Origin of the sequence: Kitasatospora sp. NPDC002965 (genome assembly GCF_040611255.1) — a bacterium.
GTDB lineage: Bacteria > Actinomycetota > Actinomycetes > Streptomycetales > Streptomycetaceae > Kitasatospora.
Genome location: NZ_JBEXNT010000113.1, coordinates 13257 through 32161, shown reverse-complemented (window position 1 = coordinate 32161; position 18905 = coordinate 13257). Strand labels below are relative to the sequence as shown.

Annotated in this window: 16 protein-coding genes and 1 pseudogene; 8 read left to right on the top strand and 9 right to left on the bottom strand. The window is 72.5% G+C overall.

Going from position 1 to position 18905, the window contains the following annotated elements; all coding sequences use genetic code 11:
- Together ABZY91_RS32170 and ABZY91_RS32165 are read right to left on the bottom strand one after the other, a co-directional pair.
- Window positions 1–724 (bottom strand): annotated as a pseudogene (locus tag ABZY91_RS32170) (hypothetical protein); the annotation flags it as partial.
- Between the two features lie 5 nt (window positions 725–729).
- Window positions 730–1032: a MoaD/ThiS family protein gene (locus ABZY91_RS32165; protein WP_329883992.1), complete on the bottom strand. Its 303-nt coding sequence runs from the start codon at window positions 1030–1032 to the stop codon at window positions 730–732.
- Between the two features lie 728 nt (window positions 1033–1760).
- On the opposite strand from ABZY91_RS32165, the gene ABZY91_RS32160 reads away from it, so the two are divergent.
- From ABZY91_RS32160 to ABZY91_RS32140, 5 genes are all read left to right on the top strand, one after another.
- Complete coding sequence (locus ABZY91_RS32160; RefSeq protein WP_329883994.1) at window positions 1761–2495, top strand: response regulator transcription factor; 735 nt, start codon at window positions 1761–1763, stop codon at window positions 2493–2495.
- 124 nt (window positions 2496–2619) lie between these two features.
- Window positions 2620–3666, top strand: a complete 1047-nt coding sequence (locus tag ABZY91_RS32155; protein ID WP_329950625.1) for a LacI family DNA-binding transcriptional regulator — start codon at window positions 2620–2622, stop codon at window positions 3664–3666.
- 94 nt (window positions 3667–3760) lie between these two features.
- Window positions 3761–4960: a trypsin-like peptidase domain-containing protein gene (locus ABZY91_RS32150; protein ID WP_355406509.1), complete on the top strand. Its 1200-nt coding sequence runs from the start codon at window positions 3761–3763 to the stop codon at window positions 4958–4960.
- 100 nt (window positions 4961–5060) lie between these two features.
- On the top strand, window positions 5061–5837 hold the full coding sequence (locus ABZY91_RS32145) for a response regulator transcription factor (RefSeq protein ID WP_329950627.1): 777 nt from the start codon (window positions 5061–5063) through the stop codon (window positions 5835–5837).
- The gene (locus ABZY91_RS32140) at window positions 5834–7390 is read left to right on the top strand and encodes a HAMP domain-containing sensor histidine kinase (RefSeq protein ID WP_355406507.1); all 1557 of its coding nucleotides are present in this window, start codon (window positions 5834–5836) and stop codon (window positions 7388–7390) included. The genes ABZY91_RS32145 and ABZY91_RS32140 overlap by 4 nt, the downstream gene beginning before the upstream one ends.
- A 115-nt stretch (window positions 7391–7505) precedes the next feature.
- On the opposite strand, the gene ABZY91_RS32135 is transcribed toward ABZY91_RS32140, so the two are convergent.
- The 6 genes from ABZY91_RS32135 to ABZY91_RS32110 all read right to left on the bottom strand — a co-directional run bounded on the left by ABZY91_RS32135 (window position 7506) and on the right by ABZY91_RS32110 (window position 15190).
- Complete coding sequence (locus tag ABZY91_RS32135; RefSeq protein WP_329950628.1) at window positions 7506–9299, bottom strand: bifunctional metallophosphatase/5'-nucleotidase; 1794 nt, start codon at window positions 9297–9299, stop codon at window positions 7506–7508.
- 247 nt (window positions 9300–9546) lie between these two features.
- Complete coding sequence (locus tag ABZY91_RS32130; RefSeq protein ID WP_329884002.1) at window positions 9547–10896, bottom strand: ATP-binding protein; 1350 nt, start codon at window positions 10894–10896, stop codon at window positions 9547–9549.
- Between the two features lie 18 nt (window positions 10897–10914).
- A complete protein-coding gene (locus ABZY91_RS32125; RefSeq protein ID WP_329884003.1) occupies window positions 10915–12489 on the bottom strand; it encodes an SCO6880 family protein in 1575 nt (524 codons plus the stop codon).
- A 7-nt stretch (window positions 12490–12496) separates the two neighbouring features.
- Window positions 12497–13801, bottom strand: a complete 1305-nt coding sequence (locus ABZY91_RS32120; RefSeq protein WP_355406504.1) for a hypothetical protein — start codon at window positions 13799–13801, stop codon at window positions 12497–12499.
- Window positions 13791–14612 (bottom strand): hypothetical protein, encoded by an 822-nt coding sequence (locus ABZY91_RS32115; RefSeq protein WP_355406502.1) that lies wholly within the window; start codon window positions 14610–14612, stop codon window positions 13791–13793. The genes ABZY91_RS32120 and ABZY91_RS32115 overlap by 11 nt, the downstream gene beginning before the upstream one ends.
- 227 nt (window positions 14613–14839) lie before the next feature.
- The gene (locus ABZY91_RS32110; RefSeq protein ID WP_329884006.1) at window positions 14840–15190 is read right to left on the bottom strand and encodes a hypothetical protein; all 351 of its coding nucleotides are present in this window, start codon (window positions 15188–15190) and stop codon (window positions 14840–14842) included.
- Window positions 15191–15438: 248 nt separating this feature from the next.
- Between ABZY91_RS32110 and ABZY91_RS32105 the strand changes: the two genes are divergently transcribed.
- Both ABZY91_RS32105 and ABZY91_RS32100 read left to right on the top strand, forming a co-directional pair.
- Window positions 15439–16620 (top strand): bifunctional lytic transglycosylase/C40 family peptidase, encoded by a 1182-nt coding sequence (locus tag ABZY91_RS32105; protein ID WP_355406515.1) that lies wholly within the window; start codon window positions 15439–15441, stop codon window positions 16618–16620.
- Between the two features lie 194 nt (window positions 16621–16814).
- Complete coding sequence (locus ABZY91_RS32100) at window positions 16815–17531, top strand: phosphatase PAP2 family protein (protein WP_355406499.1); 717 nt, start codon at window positions 16815–16817, stop codon at window positions 17529–17531.
- Window positions 17532–17614: 83 nt separating this feature from the next.
- Here the strand turns inward: ABZY91_RS32100 and ABZY91_RS32095 are convergent, their stop codons facing one another.
- Window positions 17615–17806: a hypothetical protein gene (locus ABZY91_RS32095; protein WP_329884008.1), complete on the bottom strand. Its 192-nt coding sequence runs from the start codon at window positions 17804–17806 to the stop codon at window positions 17615–17617.
- A gap of 196 nt (window positions 17807–18002) precedes the next feature.
- On the opposite strand from ABZY91_RS32095, the gene ABZY91_RS32090 reads away from it, so the two are divergent.
- Complete coding sequence (locus tag ABZY91_RS32090) at window positions 18003–18902, top strand: hypothetical protein (RefSeq protein WP_355406497.1); 900 nt, start codon at window positions 18003–18005, stop codon at window positions 18900–18902.
- Window positions 18903–18905 lie beyond the last annotated feature (3 nt).

The following is an 18905-nucleotide window of genomic DNA, read 5'->3' as shown; positions in this document are numbered from 1 at the left end:
GTCCCGCCCGGGCCGCACGCGCCGCGCGGGCGGCCCGGGCGGTGGCCGGATCGGTCGGGGTGGGGGCCGGCGGGCGCTTCAGCGTCATGGTCGGCGAGTCGAAGGGCTGGGCCTGGGCTTCAGCCTCAGCCTGTGCGTGCGCCTGGGCGTTTGCCTGGGCCTGGGCGTTTGCCTGTGCATGAGCCTGTGCCTGAGCGTGCGCCTGGGCGTGTGCCTGCGCCCCGGGCGTCGCGTCCGATGCCGGGACCGGCGGCAGGAGTGTGGTGGCCGCCGGGTCCTCCAACGGGGGCACCGGCGGAAGCAGGGCGGTCGCGGCGTCGTCCGCCGCACCCGCACCCGGCCCGGCACCGTACGGCGGTCGGCCGTACGGGTTCTGCCCACCGTGGCCGTTCCGGGGCTGCTCGCCGTACGACTGCGGCGCGGACGGCTGCTGGCCGTAGGGCGGTGCGGGGGGCTGCTGACCGGGATGGCCACCGTAGGGCGCATGCCCCGCATCGGGGGCGTACGGCTGAGCCGCAAGCCCCTGCTGCGCATACGGATCCGGCGCGTACGCCTGCTGCGGGGCGTACGGATAGGGCGGTTGCTGCGGCGGCGCCTGCTGCTGCGGCGGCTGCGCCGGCCCCTGCGGGTACTGCGGCTGCGGCTGCGGCTGCGGCTGCGGCGGTCCGTACGGATACTGCCGCTGCGGCCTGCTGTCCGGGGTGGGGTTGTTCGGCTCGGTCACGCCGCTCACCCGCCCGCGAACGGGGGGAGCACCTCGACCGTGCCGCCCTCGGTGAGGGCCACGGCCGCGTGGTCACGGCCGCCCACCGGCGAACCGTCCACCAGGTAGGAGCAGTGTCCGAGCAGCCCGACGAGCTTCGGCCGGTCCGCGTGCTGCTGCCGGACCGCCGCCAGCGCCTCGGCCAGGGTCGCCGCCCGGTACGGCTCCTCGGCCAGCCCGGCCTCCGACTTCGCCGCCGCCCAGTAGCGGATCGTCCCGCTCACCCGCGTGGCGCCGGCCGGGTCGTGATGCCCGGTGGTCGCGCCCATGGCAACCCCTTCTCGTCGTCCTCGCCCGGGCCCGGTACCCCGGCCGGGTCCACCACCGGAGCGCCCGCGCCCCACCCGAAAGGGGTACGCGCACGGTGCCGCCGATGTGCGTCCCATGATGGCCTGTTCGCCCGCACCACCGGCAACCGCCCTGGCCCGGCGCCCGCCGTCGGCCGGGCGAAGCTGTGGCCAGGCTCACCCGGGGCGCGCCCGAAAAGGCCGAACCGCCGGTTTCGAGCCCTCCCCCGGGCGGGGACCCGTCGGCTATCCTCGACCCCTGAGGGTCCGGGCAGAGTCGCCCCCGGATCCTTTTGTGCTTTCAGGACGCCAGTACGGACGTCCGTGCGAATCGTCGGCCCACCCCCGGCGTGCCGCAGGGACCGCCCCGCCACCAGCGGCACAACGACGTGCCGGGGCCAGGCCGGGGTGTCGGAACCCCGGCTCCGGGCCGCCACCCGGAACCGGACAGGACCGGAAGGTTCACGGATGAGCAAGGCAGAAACGGTGCATCGCGGGTTGCGGGACCCTCGACGCGCGCCCCGTTCCGCCGTGCGCGCCGACGACTGCTCCGGCTCCCCACCGGTGTCCGCCGCTTCCCCCACCCTCCCGCCGACCGCCGCCGCCCCTCGCGGGACGCGCTGCGCTCGGCACCTCCCCGAACGTGCGCCATCCGGCTGTGGCGGCAGCCGTAACGCGACCGCGACGACCCGGAAAGGGGACTACCGGGTATGAGTTCTCTGCTCCTCCTCACCAACGCGCTGCAGCCCTCCGCGGAGGTACTGCCCGCCCTCGGCCTGCTGCTGCACAACGTCCGGGTGGCTCCGGCCGAAGGGTCCGCCCTGGTCGACACCCCCAGTGCAGACGTCATCCTGGTCGACGGCCGGCGGGACCTGCCGCAGATCCGCAGCCTCTGCCAGCTGCTCCGCTCCACCGGCATCGGCTGCCCGCTGATCCTGGTGGTCACCGAGGGCGGCCTGGCCGCGGTCACCGCCGAGTGGGGCATCGACGACGTCCTGCTCGACACCGCCGGCCCCGCCGAGGTCGAGGCCCGGCTGCGCCTGGCCATGGGCCGCCTCCAGGTGGTCACCGACGACAGCCCGATGGAGATCCGCAACGGCGACCTGTCGGTCGACGAGGCCACCTACTCCGCCAAGCTCAAGGGCAGGGTGCTCGACCTCACCTTCAAGGAGTTCGAGCTGATCAAGTACCTCGCCCAGCACCCCGGCCGGGTCTTCACCCGGGCGCAGCTGCTGCAGGAGGTCTGGGGCTACGACTACTTCGGCGGCACCCGGACGGTCGACGTGCACGTCCGGCGGCTGCGCGCCAAGCTCGGCGTGGAACACGAAGGGCTGATCGGCACCGTGCGCAACGTCGGCTACCGCTTCGTCGTCCCCGAGAAGCCGGACAAGGGGGAGCGGCCCGAGACCGCTTCGCTGCGCTCCTCGGCTCCGCTGGAGGCCTGACCGGCCGGCCGGGCGGGAACACCCGCCCGGCCTGTCCGCATTCGCCCCGCGCTGTCCTCCGGGTACCGCCCGGTAGCCGCGGTCCCCTCTGCCCCGCGGCACGCCACACGCGTAGACTCCCCCCGTGGCCAAAGTGACGCGCGACGATGTAGCCCGACTGGCTGGTACCTCGACCGCGGTCGTCAGCTACGTCATCAACAACGGGCCGCGACCGGTCGCGCCCGCCACCCGGGAGAAGGTCCTCGCGGCGATCGAGCAGCTCGGCTACCGGCCGAACAGCGTCGCCCAGGCGATGGCCTCCCGCCGCACCAACCTGATCGGCATGGTCGTCCCGGACGCCCGTCAGCCGTTCTTCGCCGAGATGGCGCACGCCGTCGAACGCGCCGCCTCCGAACGCGGCAAGCTGGTGCTGATCGGCAACTCCGACTACGTCGACGACCGCGAGGTCCACTACGTCCGAGCCTTCCTCGGCATGCGGGTCTCCGGCCTGATCCTGGTCAGCCAGGGGCCGTCCCAGCGGGCCGCCGAGGAGTTCGCCGCGATGGAGGGCGCGAAGGTCGTCCTGCTGCACCGCCGGCCCGAGGCCATCGACGACGTCGCGGTGGTCACCGACGACGTGGGCGGCGCCGAGGCCGTCGTCCGCCACCTCCTGGAGGTGCACGGACACTCGTACGTGGCCTGCTTCGGCGGCCCGGTGGAGTCCCCCGCCCCCGGCGACCCGGTCATCGACCACGTCGAGGGCTGGCAGCGCGCCATGGACGCGCACGGCCTGCCCACCGAGTCGCGCCTGATCGACGCGCCGTTCCACCGGTACGGCGCCTACGACGTCGCGCTCGGCCTGCTGGGCTCCCCGGACCGCCCGCCGGCGATCTTCTGCTCCACCGACGACCAGGCGATCGGCGTGCTGCGCGCCGCCCGCGAACTCGGCCTGCGGGTGCCCGAGGACCTCGCGGTGGCCGGCTTCGACGACGTGCCGGAGGCCGCACTGGCCGACCCGCCGCTGACCACCGTCGCCTCCGACCGGGACGCGATGGCCCGGGCCGCGGTCGACCTGGTGCTGGACGACTCGCTGATGGTGCCCGGCTCGGACACCGAACGGGTCCGCAAGTTCCCGTCGCGCCTGGTCGTCCGGCGTTCCTGCGGCTGCTCGCCGGCCGGCCCCGCGAACTAGCCTGACCAGGCTTTATGAGAAGTCAACAGGCTTCTCGGGGCGTTCTGAGCGCACTCTCACCGGATTCTCATCCGGCGGGCGGACGTTGGTCGGCATGAGCGATCACGAGCAGTACCGCGGCGGCACGCAGGACGACGGCCCGTACGGGACCGCGTACGGACGGCAGGACCCGTACGGCGACGGGCTGCCGTACGGCCAGGGGGATCCGCAGGTCATCCCCGGCACCGTGCTCGGCAGCAGCACCCACCAGGACCCCGGGTACCCGGCCGCGGGCGGCCCGTCGGTCGGCACTCCGCCCCCTCCCCCGCCCGCAGGCCCTCCCGCACCCCCGGTCCCGCCGGTCCCGCCGGTGCCGTCCGGGCACGGCGACGGCGCCCCGGCCTCCCACGGCGGCCGGGCCCGCCGCGGCCTGCTGCGCGGCAGGCTCACCCTGGTCACCGCCGTCGCCGCGGTCGCCGCCGTGCTCGGCGGGGTCACCGGCGGCGTGGTCGCCGCCCAGGAGCACGGCTCCGGCAGCCGCACCGGCACCGTCGCCAGCCCGGTCGCCGCCCGCTCCGACGGCGGCGCCGACGTCGCCGCCATCGCCGCGGCCGTCTCGCCCAGCGTCGTCCAGATCAGCGTCCAGGGCACCAACGGCACCGCCACCGGCACCGGCGTCGTGCTCACCGCAGGCGGCCAGATCCTCACCAACTACCACGTGGTCGCCGCCGCGGCCGCCGGCGGGCAGATCACCGTCACCTTCCACGACGGCTCCACCGCCCGCGCCACCCTCACCGGCACCGACAAGAGCCTCGACGCCGCCGTGATCACCGCGAGCGGCGCCAAGAAGCTCACCCCGGCCGTCCTCGGCGACTCCTCCGCCGTCGCGGTCGGCGACCCGGTCGTCGCCATCGGCAACCCCGAGGGCCTCACCGGCACCGTCACCTCCGGCATCATCAGCGCCCAGCACCGCGAGGTCACCGTCCAGCTCGACGAGGGCACCACCAGCGGCAACGGCGGGTTCGGCTTCCCCGACCTGCCCGGACTGCGCGGCAGCGACCGGCCCACCGGCGGCGACACCACCACCTACCGGGCCTTCCAGACCGACGCCGCCCTCAACCCCGGCAACTCCGGCGGCCCCCTGATCAACGCGGGCGGGCAGGTCATCGGCATCAACTCGGCCATGTACTCGCCCAGCGGCGCCGGCGCCACGGCCGGCGGCAGCGGCGCCGGCAGCGTCGGTCTCGGCTTCGCCATCCCGATCGACGACATCAAGCAGGTGCTGCCCAAGCTGCAGTCCGGCCAGAACGTCTGACGACGCCCGACAATTGACCCGAGCAGGTCCTCCGAGCAGGTCCTCCGAGCACGGCCCTGCGACCACCGCGCCCTCAGGCCCAGAGAAAGGGCAACCGCCCATGACCCCGTCCGTTGACGACCGCACCTCCGCCGAGCCCGGGCAGCAGCCCACCGCCCGGCTCCTCGTGGTCGACGACGAACCCGCCCTCCGGGACGCCCTGGAGAGCAGCCTCGCCTTCGAGGGCTACGAGGTCTCCACCGCCACCGACGGGTACGAGGCGCTGGAGTCCGTCGAACGCGACCGGCCGGACCTCGTCCTGCTCGACATCATGATGCCCCGGATGGACGGCCTCACCGCCGTCCGCCGGATGCGCTCGCGCGGCGACACCGTCCCGGTGCTGATGCTCACCGCCCGGGACGCCGTCGGCGACCGCGTCACCGGCCTCGACGTCGGCGCCGACGACTACCTCGCCAAGCCCTTCGAGCTGGACGAACTCCTCGCCCGGGTCCGCGCGCTGCTCCGCCGCAACGCCCTCGCCGGCGAGGCCGCCGCCCGGGCCGCCGCGGTCGAGGAGGAGGGCGACGTCCTGGCCTTCGCCGACCTCCGGATGAACACCGCGACCCGCGAGGTCACCCGGGCCGGCCGGCCGGTCGAACTGACCCGCACCGAGTTCATGCTGCTGGAGATGTTCCTCGCCCACCCCCGGCAGGTGCTCACCCGCGAACAGATCCTCAAGGCGGTCTGGGGCTTCGACTTCGAGCCCTCCTCAAACTCGCTGGACGTGTACGTGATGTACCTGCGCCGCAAGACCGAGCAGGGCGGCCTGCCCCGGCTCGTCCAGACCGTCCGCGGAGTCGGATACGCGCTCCGCCCGGCCGCCGGCACGCTCACGTGACCCCCGCCGTCCCACCACCCCCCCTCGCCCCGCCGCGCGTCCCGCACCGCACCCGGCAACGCCTCCACGCCTGGTACCGGGCCCGCTCACTGCGCAGCCGCCTCACCTTCCTGACAGCGGCGGCGGTCGCGGTGGCCATCGCCGCCTCGGCGCTGGCCTGCTGGTTCATCGTGGAGCAGAAGCTCTACGGCCAGGTCAGGGAGAACCTCTCCCGCGCCATGGACGTACCCCCGCCGGAACCGCCCGACCCGACGCTCCAGCGCAGCTGGCTCGGGTACTGCGCCGCGTCGCCCCCGGAGGCCCAGGCCAAGGCGGAGGCCGCGGCGAAGATCCGCGACAGGCTCTCGACCCACCTCGTCGGCAACAACCCGCCCCGGGGAGCCGGCCAGTTCACGACCGAGCTCTACGGGAAGAACGGCACCGTCTGCCTCACCTCCGGTTCGGTGCCGAAGGCGGTCGAGGTCAAGGCCGGCGACCTCGTCGGCACCCTGTCCAAGGAATTCGTCTACCGGGACGGCCGCTACCTCGACGGCACCCCGGCCATGGTCCGCGTCAACCTGCTCGCCGACCCGTCGACCGGGGACCGCTACGCCTACCTCACCGCCGCCCCCGTCGACGGGATCGAGCGTGATCTCCGCCAACTCGCCTTCGTCCTCGGCGGAGTGGCCGTCGGCGGCGTCATCCTGGCCGGGCTCGCCGGCCGGCTCGTGGCCCGCTCCGCGCTCAAGCCGGTCGACCGGCTCAGCGACGCCGTGGAGCACATCGCCCGCACCGAGGAGGTCGGCACCACCATCCCGGTGCACGGGGAGGACGAGATCGCCCGGCTCTCCACCTCCTTCAACTCGATGAGCACCGCGCTGGCCAACTCCCGCGAGCGGCAGACCCGGCTGATCGCCGACGCCGGGCACGAGCTCCGCACCCCGCTCACCTCGCTGCGCACCAACGTCGACCTGCTCATCCGCAGCGACGACACCGGCCGCCCGCTGCCGCCCGCCACGAAGACCAAGCTGCTGGGCAACATGAAGGCCCAGATGCAGGAACTCACCGCCCTGATCGGCGACCTGCTCCAGCTGTCCCGTCCGGACTCCCCCAAGCCCGGCGGGAACCTCGCCGTGGTCGCGCTGCACGAGATCGCCGAACGCGCCGTCGCCCGCGCCAGGTTGCGCGGCCCCGGGCTGGTCTTCGAGACCGACGTCGCGCCCTGGTTCGTGCACGCCGACGCCGCGGCCCTCGAACGCGCCGTGATCAATCTGCTGGACAACGCGGTCAAGTACAGCCCGCCCGGCGGAGCCGTCGACGTCCGCCTCCAGCAGGGCGTACTGACCGTCCGCGACCACGGTCCCGGCATCCCGCCGGACGAACTGCCTTACGTCTTCGACCGGTTCTGGCGCTCGCCGTCCTCGCGCCAGCTCCCGGGCTCCGGGCTGGGGCTGTCGATCGTGGCGCAGAGCGTCCGGGAGGCCGGCGGCGAGGTGTCGCTCGGCCCGGCCCCGGACGGCGGCCCGGGCACGCTCGCCACCGTCCGGATGCCCGGCGGGCCGACCAGGGCCTGAGCCCGGGTGCCGCCCAGGAAGGCGCGCGCGACAGGCGGCGGGCGTCGGGCAACAGGCCCGGAAAACACAGAGGGGCGGGGCGCCCCGACGGCGCCCCGCCCCGACCGGCTCACGGTCAGCCGATGCTGCTGCCCGGGCCGATGACCTTGATGCGGTCCTGCGCCGGCGCCTGCAGCGGCGCGGCGGCCGAGCTGTTGGCACCGAGGTACGCGGCGAAGACGTCCAGGTCGGATGCGCCGACGAGCTTGTCGGTGCCGGCCGCGAAGGCCGGGAAGCCGTCGCCGCCGCCGGCCAGGAACTCGTTGGCCGCGGCCCGGTACTTGGCGGCCGGGTCGATCGGCGCGCCGTTCAGCCGGACCGAGTCGACGACGAGCCGCTCGGCACCCTTGTTGCGCATGTCCAGGGTGTAGGTGAGGCCCTTGGAGGACTGCAGGATCTTCGGCGAGGCCTCGTTGGGACCGCTCACCTGCTGCTGGAGCAGCTGGATCAGCTGGGCGCCGGTCAGCGTCTTGACCTGCATCATGTTGGTGAACGGCTGGACGGTGAACGCCTCGCCGTAGGTCACCACCCCGTCGCCCTCGGCGCCGCTGGCCTTGAAGACCAGGTCGGAGCGGATACCGCCCGGGTTCATGAAGGCGATCTGCGCGCCGCCCTTGTCGGCGGGCGCGAGACCGGCCAGCTGGGCGTCGGCGATCACGTCACCGAGCGGCTTCTCCGGGTCGCTGTTGCCGCGGCCGTTGATGTCCGAGGCGATGTAACCGATCGGGCGGTTGGCGATCGGCGCGGCCAGCTTGGAGTAGTGCGCGATCAGCTCCGTCATGTCCGGGGCCTTCGCGACCGTGCGGCGCACGATGTGGTTCTCGGCCTTGACCGACGGACGGACGATCGTGCCGGTGGTCTTGTCGAGCTTCAGGTCGATCTCGGTGTAGAGCCGGCCGAAGGAGGCCGCGCTGGTCACCGAACGCGGCACACCCTGCGGGTCCGGGATGGTGCAGGCGTACGCGTTGTGGGTGTGACCGGTGACGATGGCGCCGACCGCCGGGTCGATGTTCTTGGCGATGTCGACGATCGGGCCGGAGATGCCCTGGCCGGCCGGGCCGCAGTCGTAGTTGTACGTGCTGCTGGCCGGGAGGCCGCCCTCGTGGATCAGCGCGACGATCGAGTTGACGCCCTTGGCCTTCAGCTCCGCGGCGTACTTGTTGATCGTGGCGACCTCGTTGCCGAACTTCAGGCCCTTGACGCCCTCGGCGGTGACGATGTTCGGCGTGCCCTCCAGGGTGACGCCGATGAAGCCGACCTTCACGCCCTGCGACTTGGTCACCCAGTACGGGGCCAGCAGCGGCTTGCCGGTCTTCTCGTCGGTGACGTTGGCCGACAGGTAGTTGAAGTTGGCGCCCTTGAACTTGCGCCCCTCCTCGTAGCAGCCGTCGACCGGGTGGCAGCCGCCGTCCTGGAGGCGGCGCAGCTCGGCGGCGCCCTCGTCGAACTCGTGGTTGCCGACCGAGGTGACGTCCAGGCCGAGCTTGTCCAGCGCCTCGATGGTGGGCTCGTCGTGGAAGAGCGCCGAGGTCAGCGGGGAGGCGCCGACCAGGTCGCCGGCGGCGACGGTGATCGAGTCGTCGGCCGGTATGCGCGCGTCGCGCAGCGCGGTGGCCAGGTACTCGACGCCGCCGGCCGGGGTGTTGACGGGCTGGCCGGTGGCCGGGTCGATCTCGCGGATGGTGCCGGACGAGCCGGCCGGGGCCTCCAGGTTGCCGTGCAGGTCGTTGATGGCCAGCAACTGGAGGTTGACGGTCTTGGGACGCTTGGCGTCCGCGGCCTGGGCCGCGGTGGGCACGGCCACCGTGCCCACCAGGCCGGCGGCGGCGATGACGGCCAGCGCCGCACGTCGGGATCTGACGGAGAGCATGAAGGGGTCCCCTGCACCTGAGAGAGAGCGCCCGGCTGTGGACGGGTCCGTAGGGGCGCTGAGTGTCGTTGCGCGAGTGCAGCCTAGAGTCAACGCGCGTAGCTGTCAGGACCCTGGACGTAACGACAGGGTTACCTACTGACGAATCGTCGCCGGACTTTCCCCGCCGGCACGCCCCCGGCGCACCCCGGCCGCCGCTCGCGGGGAGCGCGGCCGGGCGCCCGTCGGGGCCGCCGGCGAACCGGGCTCAGACGCCCGGTTCGGACGCCAACTGACGCTCTGCACGCACCCGTTCGGCGACGGCGTCCTCGGTCATCGCGCGGTCGGTGTAGACCAGTGGCCGCTCGGCCTCGGTGATGATGTGCTTCACCACCTGGACGTTCCCGTTGACGTCCCAGACCGCGATGCCCGGCGAAAGTGTGGGGATGATCTCCACCGCCCAGCGCGGCAGACCCAGCACCCGGCCGGTGGCCCGCGCCTCCTCCGCCTTCTGCATGTAGATCGTCCGGGTCGAGGCCATCTTCAGGATCGCCGAGGCCTCCTTGGCCGCCGCGCCGTCCACCACGTCCGACAGGTGGTGGACCACGGCGACGAACGACAGGCCCAGCCGGCGGCCGAACTTCAGCAGCCGCTGGAACAGCTGGGCCACGAACGGACTGTTGATGATGTGCCAGGCCTCCTCGACCAGGAAGATCCGCTTCTTCCGGTCCGGCCTGATCCAGGTGTGCTCCAGCCAGACCCCGACGATCGCCATCAGGATCGGCATCGCGATCGAGTTCCGGTCGATGTGCGAGAGGTCGAAGACGATCAGCGGCGCGTCCAGGTCGATGCCGTCGGTGGTCGACCCGTCGAACATGCCCCTGAGGTCACCGTCGACCAGCCGGTCCAGCACCAGCGCCACGTCCAGACCCCACGACTGCACCTCGTCCACCGCCACGCCCAGCGACTCCACCGAGGCCAGTGCCGGATTGCGCAGGGTGTCGATGATGTCGTCCAGCACCGGCTGCCGGTCCAGGACGTTGGCCGCCACGTGCGCGTGCGCGGCCTTCAGCGCGAAGCCGGCCCGCTCCTCCAGACCCCGCCCCATCGCCACCTCGACGATGGTGCGCAGCAGCGACAGCTGCCCGGTCTGGGTGATCGCCGGGTCCAGCGGGTTGAGCTTCACCCCGCCGTCCCGGGCCGCCATCGGGTCCAGCCGGATCGACTTTATGCCGAGCGCGTTGGCGATCAGGTTCCACTCGCCGACCCCGTCCTCGCCCTGCGCGTCCAGCACCACCACCTGGCGGTCCCGGAAGCGCAGCTGGCGCAGCACGTAGGTCTTCTCCAGCGCCGACTTGCCGTTCCCGGACTCGCCGAGCACCAGCCAGTGCGGCGCCGGCAGCTGCTGCCCGTACAGCTGGAACGGGTCGTAGACGTACCCCTTGCCGCTGTACACCTCGCGCCCGATGATCACGCCCGAGTCGCCGAGTCCGGGCGCGGCGGTCGGCAGGTAGACCGCCTGCGCCTGCCCGGTGGAGGTGCGCACGGGCAGGCGCGTGGTCTCCACCTTGCCGTACATCAGGCTGGTGAACGCGTCGGTGAGGTTACCGATCGCCATGCGGGGCCTCCAGGTGGATCAGCGGCGGATGCCGGTGGCGAACGGCAGGGTGTTGACGAACGCGCGGTGGTGCTCGCGGTCGCACCACTCCAGCTTGAGGTAGCTCTTGCCGGCCGAGGCGCGGATGGTCCGCTTGTCCCGGGCCAGCGCCTCCGGATTGCGCGAGGAGACCGTGATGTAGCCGACCAGGTTCACCCCGGCCGCACCGGACGCGAGGTCGTCGCCGCGCTGGTCCACCCGGCCCGTGTGGGCGAGGTCGCGCGGGTCGACCGTGCGGTTCATCTTGGCGGCGCGGCTGGCCTCCGCCTCGTCGTTGGTCTTCTCGGTGAGCATCCGCTCGATCGCGACGTCGGTGGGCTCCAGGTCCATCGTCACCGCGACCGTCCGGATCACGTCCGGGGTGTGCACCAGCAGGGGCGCCAGGAAGTTGACGCCCACCGGGGTCAGCGGCCACTCCTTGACCCACGCCGTCGCGTGGCACCAGGGCTCCCGGGTCACCGACTCGCGGGTCTTCGCCTGCAGGTACTGCTGGTGCGTGGCGTCCAGCTCGGCCGGCCAGGCGTTCCGCTTCGACATCGCCTGGATGTGGTCGATCGGGTGGTCCGGGTCGTACATCGAGTGCAGCAGCGAGGAGAGCCGCGCCTGGCCCAGCGGCTGCCGCACCCGGATGTCCGCCTCCGCCAGCCGCGCACAGATGTCGGTCAGCTCGCGGGCCATCACCGCCGCCAGCCCCTCGTCGTCCCGGGTCCGCCGCCCGTTCGCGGTCCGGCCCATCGCGTGCGCCTCGGCCGCCAGGTCGCGGGTGTAGTGCATGCAGGCCACCAGGTACGCCCGGTGCTGCTCGGAGGAGGTCGACACCATCGACTGCAGCTGGTCGTACGACTCCATCAGCCAGCGCGGCGAGTCCGGGTCCCCGCGCCGCTCCACGTCCTTGGCGTGCGCGTCCGGGTCGGCCGGCAGCGTCCGGGCGAGGATCTGCAGCCGGGTCACGAAGCCGTCCCCGTTGGCGACGTGCTTCAGCAGCGTCCCGAACCGGTCGACCAGCGCCTCCTGGTCCTCCGAGTCCCGCAGGCCGACGCCCGGGCCCTCGATCTCGATCGCCGCCGTCACCGTGCGCCGCTCCAGGTGCATCAGCACCCCGACCTCGTCCGGCCCGAACGGCGCCGCCAGCCAGCGCAGCCGTCCGACTCCCGGCGGCGGGCCGATCTCCACCTCGCGGCCGTCCAGCCGCGTCCCGGCGTCCATCGCGTCCGACTTCCACACACCCCGCCCGCTGCGGACCGTCCGGCGGTAGGTGCGGTTGATCTCCACCCACTTGTAGAACGTCCGGCGCCGGTACGGCACGTACACCGCCGCGATCGCCAGCAGGGGCAGGCCGACCAGGCCCCCGATCCGCAGCGGCAGGATCGGCATCATCAGGCCCCAGACCATGCCGAGGAAGGCGCCGAAGATGATCAGCACGATCTCGCCGGACTCCCTGTTCCGGCCGATCGGCGCGTTGGGGCGGGCCTTGCCGATCAGATAGGTACGGCGCTGGTGCACGTACGACTGGGCGTACTGGGCCCCGTACTGGCCGAGCGGTTCGCTGCTCACTTACCCGTCACCCTCCCTTCGCTGGATTGCTGTCGCGGAGCGGACCCGAGGCCTGGGCCGGCGGCCCGGCCTGTTGCGGTGGCGCGGGCGTCCGCGACGCGTGGGCGGCGATGCCCGGTGCGACCGAACCGCCACCGGCACCCCCACCCCCGCCGCCAGGCTGCCCGCCGCGGTCGCCGTGGGTGGTGATGCCCTGCTTCATCAGGTTCGCGGTCCCGTTGATCATCGCCGACCCGGCCGACACCGCACTGGCCCGGGCCTGGCGCATGTTCACCATCTCGTCGCCGAAGCCCGGTACGAACCGGTACACGGCGGCGCTCGCGAAGATCGACAGGAAGAGGATCGCCAGGCCCGACAACACCCGGGCGAAGTCGTCGTCCGCACCCGCCCCGGCCGCCACCGCACCGGCCAGCCCGAGGATGATCACGATGATCGGCTTCGCCAGGTCCACCGCCACCATCAGCCCCGCCCAGCGGCGCACGTGCTTCCACAGCTGCTTGTCCACCAGGCCCGCGTACACCGCCGTCCCCAGCAGCGCACCCACGTACAGCATCGCCGCCCGGATCAGCAGCTCGATCCAGAGCACCGCCGCCGCCAGCACGGCCACCAGCGAGACGATGATCAGGATCAGCGGTCCGCCGCCCATGTCACCCTTCTCCAGGGTGTCCGCGAACCCGCCCAGGTACGTCCCGGTGTCCGACTTCGTCCCCACCGCCACCGCCTTGGTCAACCCGTCGGTCGCACTCACCACGGTGTACAGGATCAGCGGCGTGAACGCCGAGGCCACCACCGTCAGCCAGAGGAACCCGATCGCCTCCGACACCGCCGTCGCCAGCGGCGCCCCACGCACCGCCCGCTTGGTCACCGCCAGCAGCCACAGCACCAGCGTGATGATCGTCGACGCGGCGAACACCACCGCGTACTGCTGCAGGAACGACGCGTTGGTGAAGTCCACCTCCGTCGTCCCGTCGATCGCCCCCGACAGCTTCCGCACCACCCACGCCGCCGCCTGCGCACACCCCTTCGCCAACGACCCCAGCGGATCCGTCACACTCCCCACCGTCCCACTCCCGGGGACGGAGCCACCGCCTGGCTTGGATGCGCAGTAGACACCGCTTCCCGGCAGGGGAAGCACGTCGCAATCACTACCGCTCGGCGACGCCGTAGGGCTAGGGGTTGGAGTGGCGCTTGGGCTGGGTTCTGCGAATGCATGGGATGCCAGAAGAAGAGCAGCGGTCTGCAGGACCACCAGAGCTCCGAGCACTCCTCCGGTGCGAGGCAGGAACCGGGTGGTGCTGTGGTCAACGGGCATAGCGGAAACCCCCGAACTGCTGGACGGCGCCGGTGATCTCGTCGGCGGTGGCGGCCTGCTGGTCGCCGGGCATGGGGGCGGGGCCCTGCCGGCTGGCGTAGTCGGTGAGCTTCCAGTCGCTGCCCGTCCAGCGGAGGGTGAAAGTGAGCGTGAACCAGTTCGCCACGACCGGGAGGACGGACCGTTCGCCGGCCAGGCCGGTGAGGCCGGTGCACCAGACCTCGACCTTGGTCTCCGTGTCGCTGTAGCCGACCGACTTGGTACCGACCGGCACGGTACGGCTGACGAAGGTGAGCCCCTTGGGTGCGCGGCCCTGGGCGTCCAGTCCGTAGCGGGTCACGGTGTCACCGCCGAACCCCTGGTCCAGGCGGGCCTGGAGGGTCGGGGTGGCGGTGGGGTCGGCGATGGTGGCGACGATGGTGTGGCGGCTGTCGGTGCGGAACATGTCGGCGGAGCCGATGGCCACCGCGTAGTTGGCCGCGGCCGACTGGGCGCCCTGGTCGGTGTGCGGGAAGCCTGCGGCGATGCCGTTGGCGGTGGTGTCGACGGGCTGGTCGCCGCTGGGCGCGGGGCCCGCGCCGGTGGTGGCGGTCGAGGTGGCCCGGTCGGCGGAGCCGCCCGCGGGGGTGCCGGACGGGTCGGGTTTGCCCCGGTTGGCGATGGAGATCGCGACCACCAGGAGCGTGACGACCACCAGGACCGTCAGCAGCGTGCGCAGCGGCCTGGGTTGACGGCCGGCCGCCAGGGAGGAGGGCTGTTCACCGACCGGCAGCCGCGTGCGAGTGTGCGGCTGGTCGTCGGACAACGGCACGGCGGCCCTCCTGGTGCGGGGAGCCGGGGCGGCTCCGGGGGCCCCTCCGCCCGGGGGCGGGCGCGGAGGGAGAGGTGGTGGGGCGGGATTCCCGGGGGGACTCCGGCGGATCCCGGTCGACCGGACGGCCGTCCGGTCGGACGGTCGACCGTGCCGGGTGGTCGGTCGGCCCGGCGACGGGCGGTTCCCCGTCTCCCCGCACCGTCACCACCCGATCTGTCCGATCGTCAGATGGCCATGCCGTACACAATGGTGAACAGAGTGCCGAGTGATCCAATGATGAACACGCCGGTCAGCCCGGCGATGATCAGCCCCTTGCCCTGTTCGGCGCCGAAGCTGTCACGCATCGCGGTGGCGCCGATCCGCTGTTTGGCCGCACCCCAGACGGCGAGGCCGAGGCAGGCGAGGATCGCGACGGCCATGACGACCTGGACCATCACCCGGGCCTCGGACCCGAGGCTCGCGAACGGGCCCCAGTCCGGCGCGATCCCACCGATGATGGTGTCGATATTCGGCTTCTTGGGGGGGTCCTCGGCCAAGTGGCCGATCGCGATGCTGTTCACGCTGCTCAGGTCCATTTCCATCTCACCGCCCGATCAGGCAAATTCAAGGGCCCAGACCCCGCCCGCGCGAAGGGTCAGTACCTATTCTTGGCCAGATCTGATGTCGACTTGGCTACTTCTCGCAGATTGGTCGTGAGGCATCGGACACGTACGCGAGGATGTCCACCGTACGAAGGATAGCGCTCACTCTTTGTATCTCTGATGATTGCGGTGAGCAACGCCTTCCGGGACACTTCGACTGACGATTCGTCGGGATGGTGCTGATGGTACTCCGGAAGGCCGGTACGGCCGCCGCCGCTGCGGGAGTTGTCCTGATCGGCTTCGTCGGTCTGGTGACCGTCGGGACGTTTGCGGCGAGTGGGACACCACAACAGTCGGGCAATCGCGCCGGCCTCTCCCCGGGAACCGTTCCGGCGGCGTACCAGGGGCCGATCCAGCAGTGGGGACAGCTCTGCCCCGACCTCTCACCGCCGTTGCTCGCGGCACAGCTCTACCAGGAAAGCGGTTTCAACCCACGGGCCCGTTCCTACGTGGGAGCACAGGGATTGGCACAGTTCATGCCTGACACCTGGTCGGCCTACGGGACGGACGGTAACAACGACGGCCGGAAGGACCCCTGGGACCCGCTGGACGCGATCGCCTCGGCGGCCACCTTCGACTGTGCGCTGGCCGCCTACGTCGCGAAGGTCCCGGGTGACCGCCAGTCCAACATGCTGGCCGCCTACAACGCCGGCCCGGGCGCGGTGACGAAGTACCAGGGCGTTCCGCCGTACAAGGAGACCCAGGGCTACGTGCGGAACATCCTGGCGACGGCCGGGAGCTTCGCCGCACCGGTCGCACCGGTGGAGGTCTCCTCGCAGTCGGCGGCCGCGATCTACTTCGCGCAGACCAAGCTCGGCACCCCCTACCAGTGGGGCGGTGAGGGGCTGCCCTCGCAGAACGGGCGGTTCGACTGCTCGGGGCTGACCCAGGCCGCGTACGCCAGCGTGGGGATCAAGCTCCCCCGGGTCGCCAACGACCAGTGGTACGCCGGGCCGCACCCCTCCCGCGACCAGTTGCGCCCGGGGGACCTGGTGTTCTGGGCGACCGACCTCGGCGATCCGCGCAGCATCCACCACGTCGGCATCTACGTGGGCGGGGGCTACATGATCAACGCGCCGCACACGAACGCGGTGATCCGCTACGACAAGATCGACACCCGCGAGTACATCGGCGCCACCCGCGTCGCGTCGGACGCCGCCCAGGCGCTGCCGATGCGCGACGCGGAGGGCACCGTGATCGCCCCGAGCCGTCCCGGCGACCCGGCGGCCCCGGCCACGCCCGCCCCGAACCCGACGACCCCCGCCCCGAACCCGGCCGGGACCCCCGCTCCGGCGGCGGCCAGGACCCCGATCGCCACCGGCCCCGTCACGGCAGGTGCAGGTCAAAGGCCCGCAAAGAGCTGACCCCGCCCGCCCGCGCGGTGTGAGTGCACTGTGGACGCTGAGTCAAGTTTCCATAACCGCGCGTTTCCGTGGAACGCTGTGCACCGGTTATGACGTTGTGTCGGATGGTCCCGCGTCAGCCCACCTGACCTGGGCGGCGCTGCGCGGACCACGGCCGGAACGATCAGGTGCTGCGGACCAGAAGGAGGTGCGGCGTGTCGACGCCGCTTGCCGACACGACCAACCCCGACCTCGGCCTGCTCTACGCCGTCAACGGCCTGGCCAGGCGTTCCCCGGCCTGGCTGGACCACGCGGTGTCCTGGATCGGTGAGTACGGCATCCTGCTCGGCCTCGCCCTGCTCGGTCTGACCGGCTGGCTCCGGGCCAGACGCCGTCCGGACGCCCCGGTGGCCGTCGCCGGGCTGCTCTGGGCCCCGCTCGCGGTCGCCATCGCCGAGGTGGCCAACCTGCCGATCTCGGCCATCGTGGACCGACCGCGGCCCTTCGTCGACCATGCCGGCCTGGACGTGCTGGTGGAGGGCAAGGAGGGCACGTACTCCTTCGTCAGCGACCACTCCACGATGTCGATGGGCATCGCGGTGGCGCTGTTCCTCGTGAACCGGCGGCTCGGCTGGATCGCCGGTGGCCTGGCCCTGCTGCAGGGCTTCTGCCGGATGTACATGGGCGTCCACTACCCCACCGACGTGATCGGCGGCTTCGCGCTCGCGACGGCGGTGGTCCTGCTGCTGGCGCCGATCGCGATGGCCGTGCTCGTCCCGTTCTGCCACGCGGTCGGCCGGACCGCTCTCGCCCCGCTGATCCGCGCCCCGCAGGGCGGTGGCCGGCGATCGGGCGGGCGCCGGCGCGGCGGCGGCCCGCGGGGCTCCGTCCGGGCCGACGAACAGCCGCCGGAGTCCGATCTGGCGGCCTGAGCCGCCCCGGGCCTCCCCCGCGCACCGCAGCGCCCCCGGAACGTCCTCGGGCGGACCGCGGAGGGGTCCCGGACCCCTCCGGCCTATCCGCCCTCCTCGCCGTTGGCGGCGAGGTGGTCGGCGGCCTCCCGCCGGGTGAGGTCGCGCGAGCGGCGGGCTGGGGAGAACCAGCCGCAGACGCAGGTCGCGAAGCAGAAGGAACCGTGTTCGCTGATCGCGACACGGTGCTCGGGCATCCGGGTGGTGCCGGGTTTGGCCGGCAGCTCACTGTGCACGTGCTTCACCGTAACGCTCCAGAGCCCCAGACCGCGACGCCCGGGAGGTATCCGGTGCTCCGGCGTGCGACATCCGGCGCGCGCCGGGTCCCGCGTAACCCTTCTCACGTCAACTCGTTTGCCCGGAAAGAGCTCTGCCCATCCACTGGTGGCCGGCGGGGCAGTCGGGCCCGAGGGGGTTGTCGCGAGGATGAAGATGACCGACCAACAGCGCAGTGGCCGGCGGACCGGCCGGTCCGGGCCGCGGCTGCGGCCGGCGGCGGGGGCCGCGTTGCTCGCCGCCGTCCTGACCGGACTGAGCGGCTGCTCGGACGGCGCCGGCGACGCTTCCGCAGACCAGCAGGCGAGCAGCAGCCCGGACCAGCTCGCCGCCGACCCGCTGACGGCGGTCCGCAACGCCGCCGACATCACGGGCCGGACCGGCTCCGCGCATGCTGCCACCGAGCTGGTGACCGAGTCCGCCGACAAGAAGGCCGTCTTCACCGGCACCGGCGGCTACGACTACGTGAAGCGGATCGGCCGGCTGGAGGTTCAGGTGCCGCCGGGCGCGGCGACCACCGGCAAGATCGTCGAGGTGCTCCTGCCGGGCACCGTCTACCTGCAGAACAGCGGCGCCAAGGTGCCCGAGGGCAAGTGGGTCAAGCTCGACGTCCGCCAGCTCCCGGACGGGAACCTGGTCAGCGGCGGCGCGACCGACCCGGCCTCCGCGGCGGGCGCGCTGCGCGGCGCCCAGAAGGCGGAACTGGTCGGCACCGAGACGGTCGGCGGGGCGGCCCTGAAGCACTACCGCGGCACCCTGGACCTCACCAAGGCGGCGGACGCCACCGGCGGACGGGGCGGGGACGGGCTGCGGATGGCGGCGCAGACCTTCACGGTCAAGGAGGTCCCGTACGACGCCTGGCTGGACGAGCAGGGCCGGCTCCACAAGGTGGTCGAGGTCTTCACCTTCGCCGGGGTGGCGGGCTCGAAGGAGGCGAAGGACCAGGTGAAGGTGGTCTCGACCACCTCGCTGACGGACTTCGGCAAGCCGGTGGAGGCCGCGGAGCCGCCGGCCTCCGACATCTACGCGATGAAGCCCACCGAGAGCCCGAAGTAGGGC

Coding starts and splice junctions, on each gene's coding strand:
- ABZY91_RS32165 (WP_329883992.1), bottom strand. CDS start 1,032: ATGGGCGCGACCACCGGGCATCACGACCCGGCCGGCGCCACGCGGGTG.
- ABZY91_RS32160 (WP_329883994.1), top strand. CDS start 1,761: ATGAGTTCTCTGCTCCTCCTCACCAACGCGCTGCAGCCCTCCGCGGAG.
- ABZY91_RS32150 (WP_355406509.1), top strand. CDS start 3,761: ATGAGCGATCACGAGCAGTACCGCGGCGGCACGCAGGACGACGGCCCG.
- ABZY91_RS32145 (WP_329950627.1), top strand. CDS start 5,061: ATGACCCCGTCCGTTGACGACCGCACCTCCGCCGAGCCCGGGCAGCAG.
- ABZY91_RS32135 (WP_329950628.1), bottom strand. CDS start 9,299: ATGCTCTCCGTCAGATCCCGACGTGCGGCGCTGGCCGTCATCGCCGCC.
- ABZY91_RS32130 (WP_329884002.1), bottom strand. CDS start 10,896: ATGGCGATCGGTAACCTCACCGACGCGTTCACCAGCCTGATGTACGGC.
- ABZY91_RS32120 (WP_355406504.1), bottom strand. CDS start 13,801: ATGCCCGTTGACCACAGCACCACCCGGTTCCTGCCTCGCACCGGAGGA.
- ABZY91_RS32110 (WP_329884006.1), bottom strand. CDS start 15,190: ATGGACCTGAGCAGCGTGAACAGCATCGCGATCGGCCACTTGGCCGAG.
- ABZY91_RS32105 (WP_355406515.1), top strand. CDS start 15,439: ATGGTACTCCGGAAGGCCGGTACGGCCGCCGCCGCTGCGGGAGTTGTC.
- ABZY91_RS32090 (WP_355406497.1), top strand. CDS start 18,003: ATGACCGACCAACAGCGCAGTGGCCGGCGGACCGGCCGGTCCGGGCCG.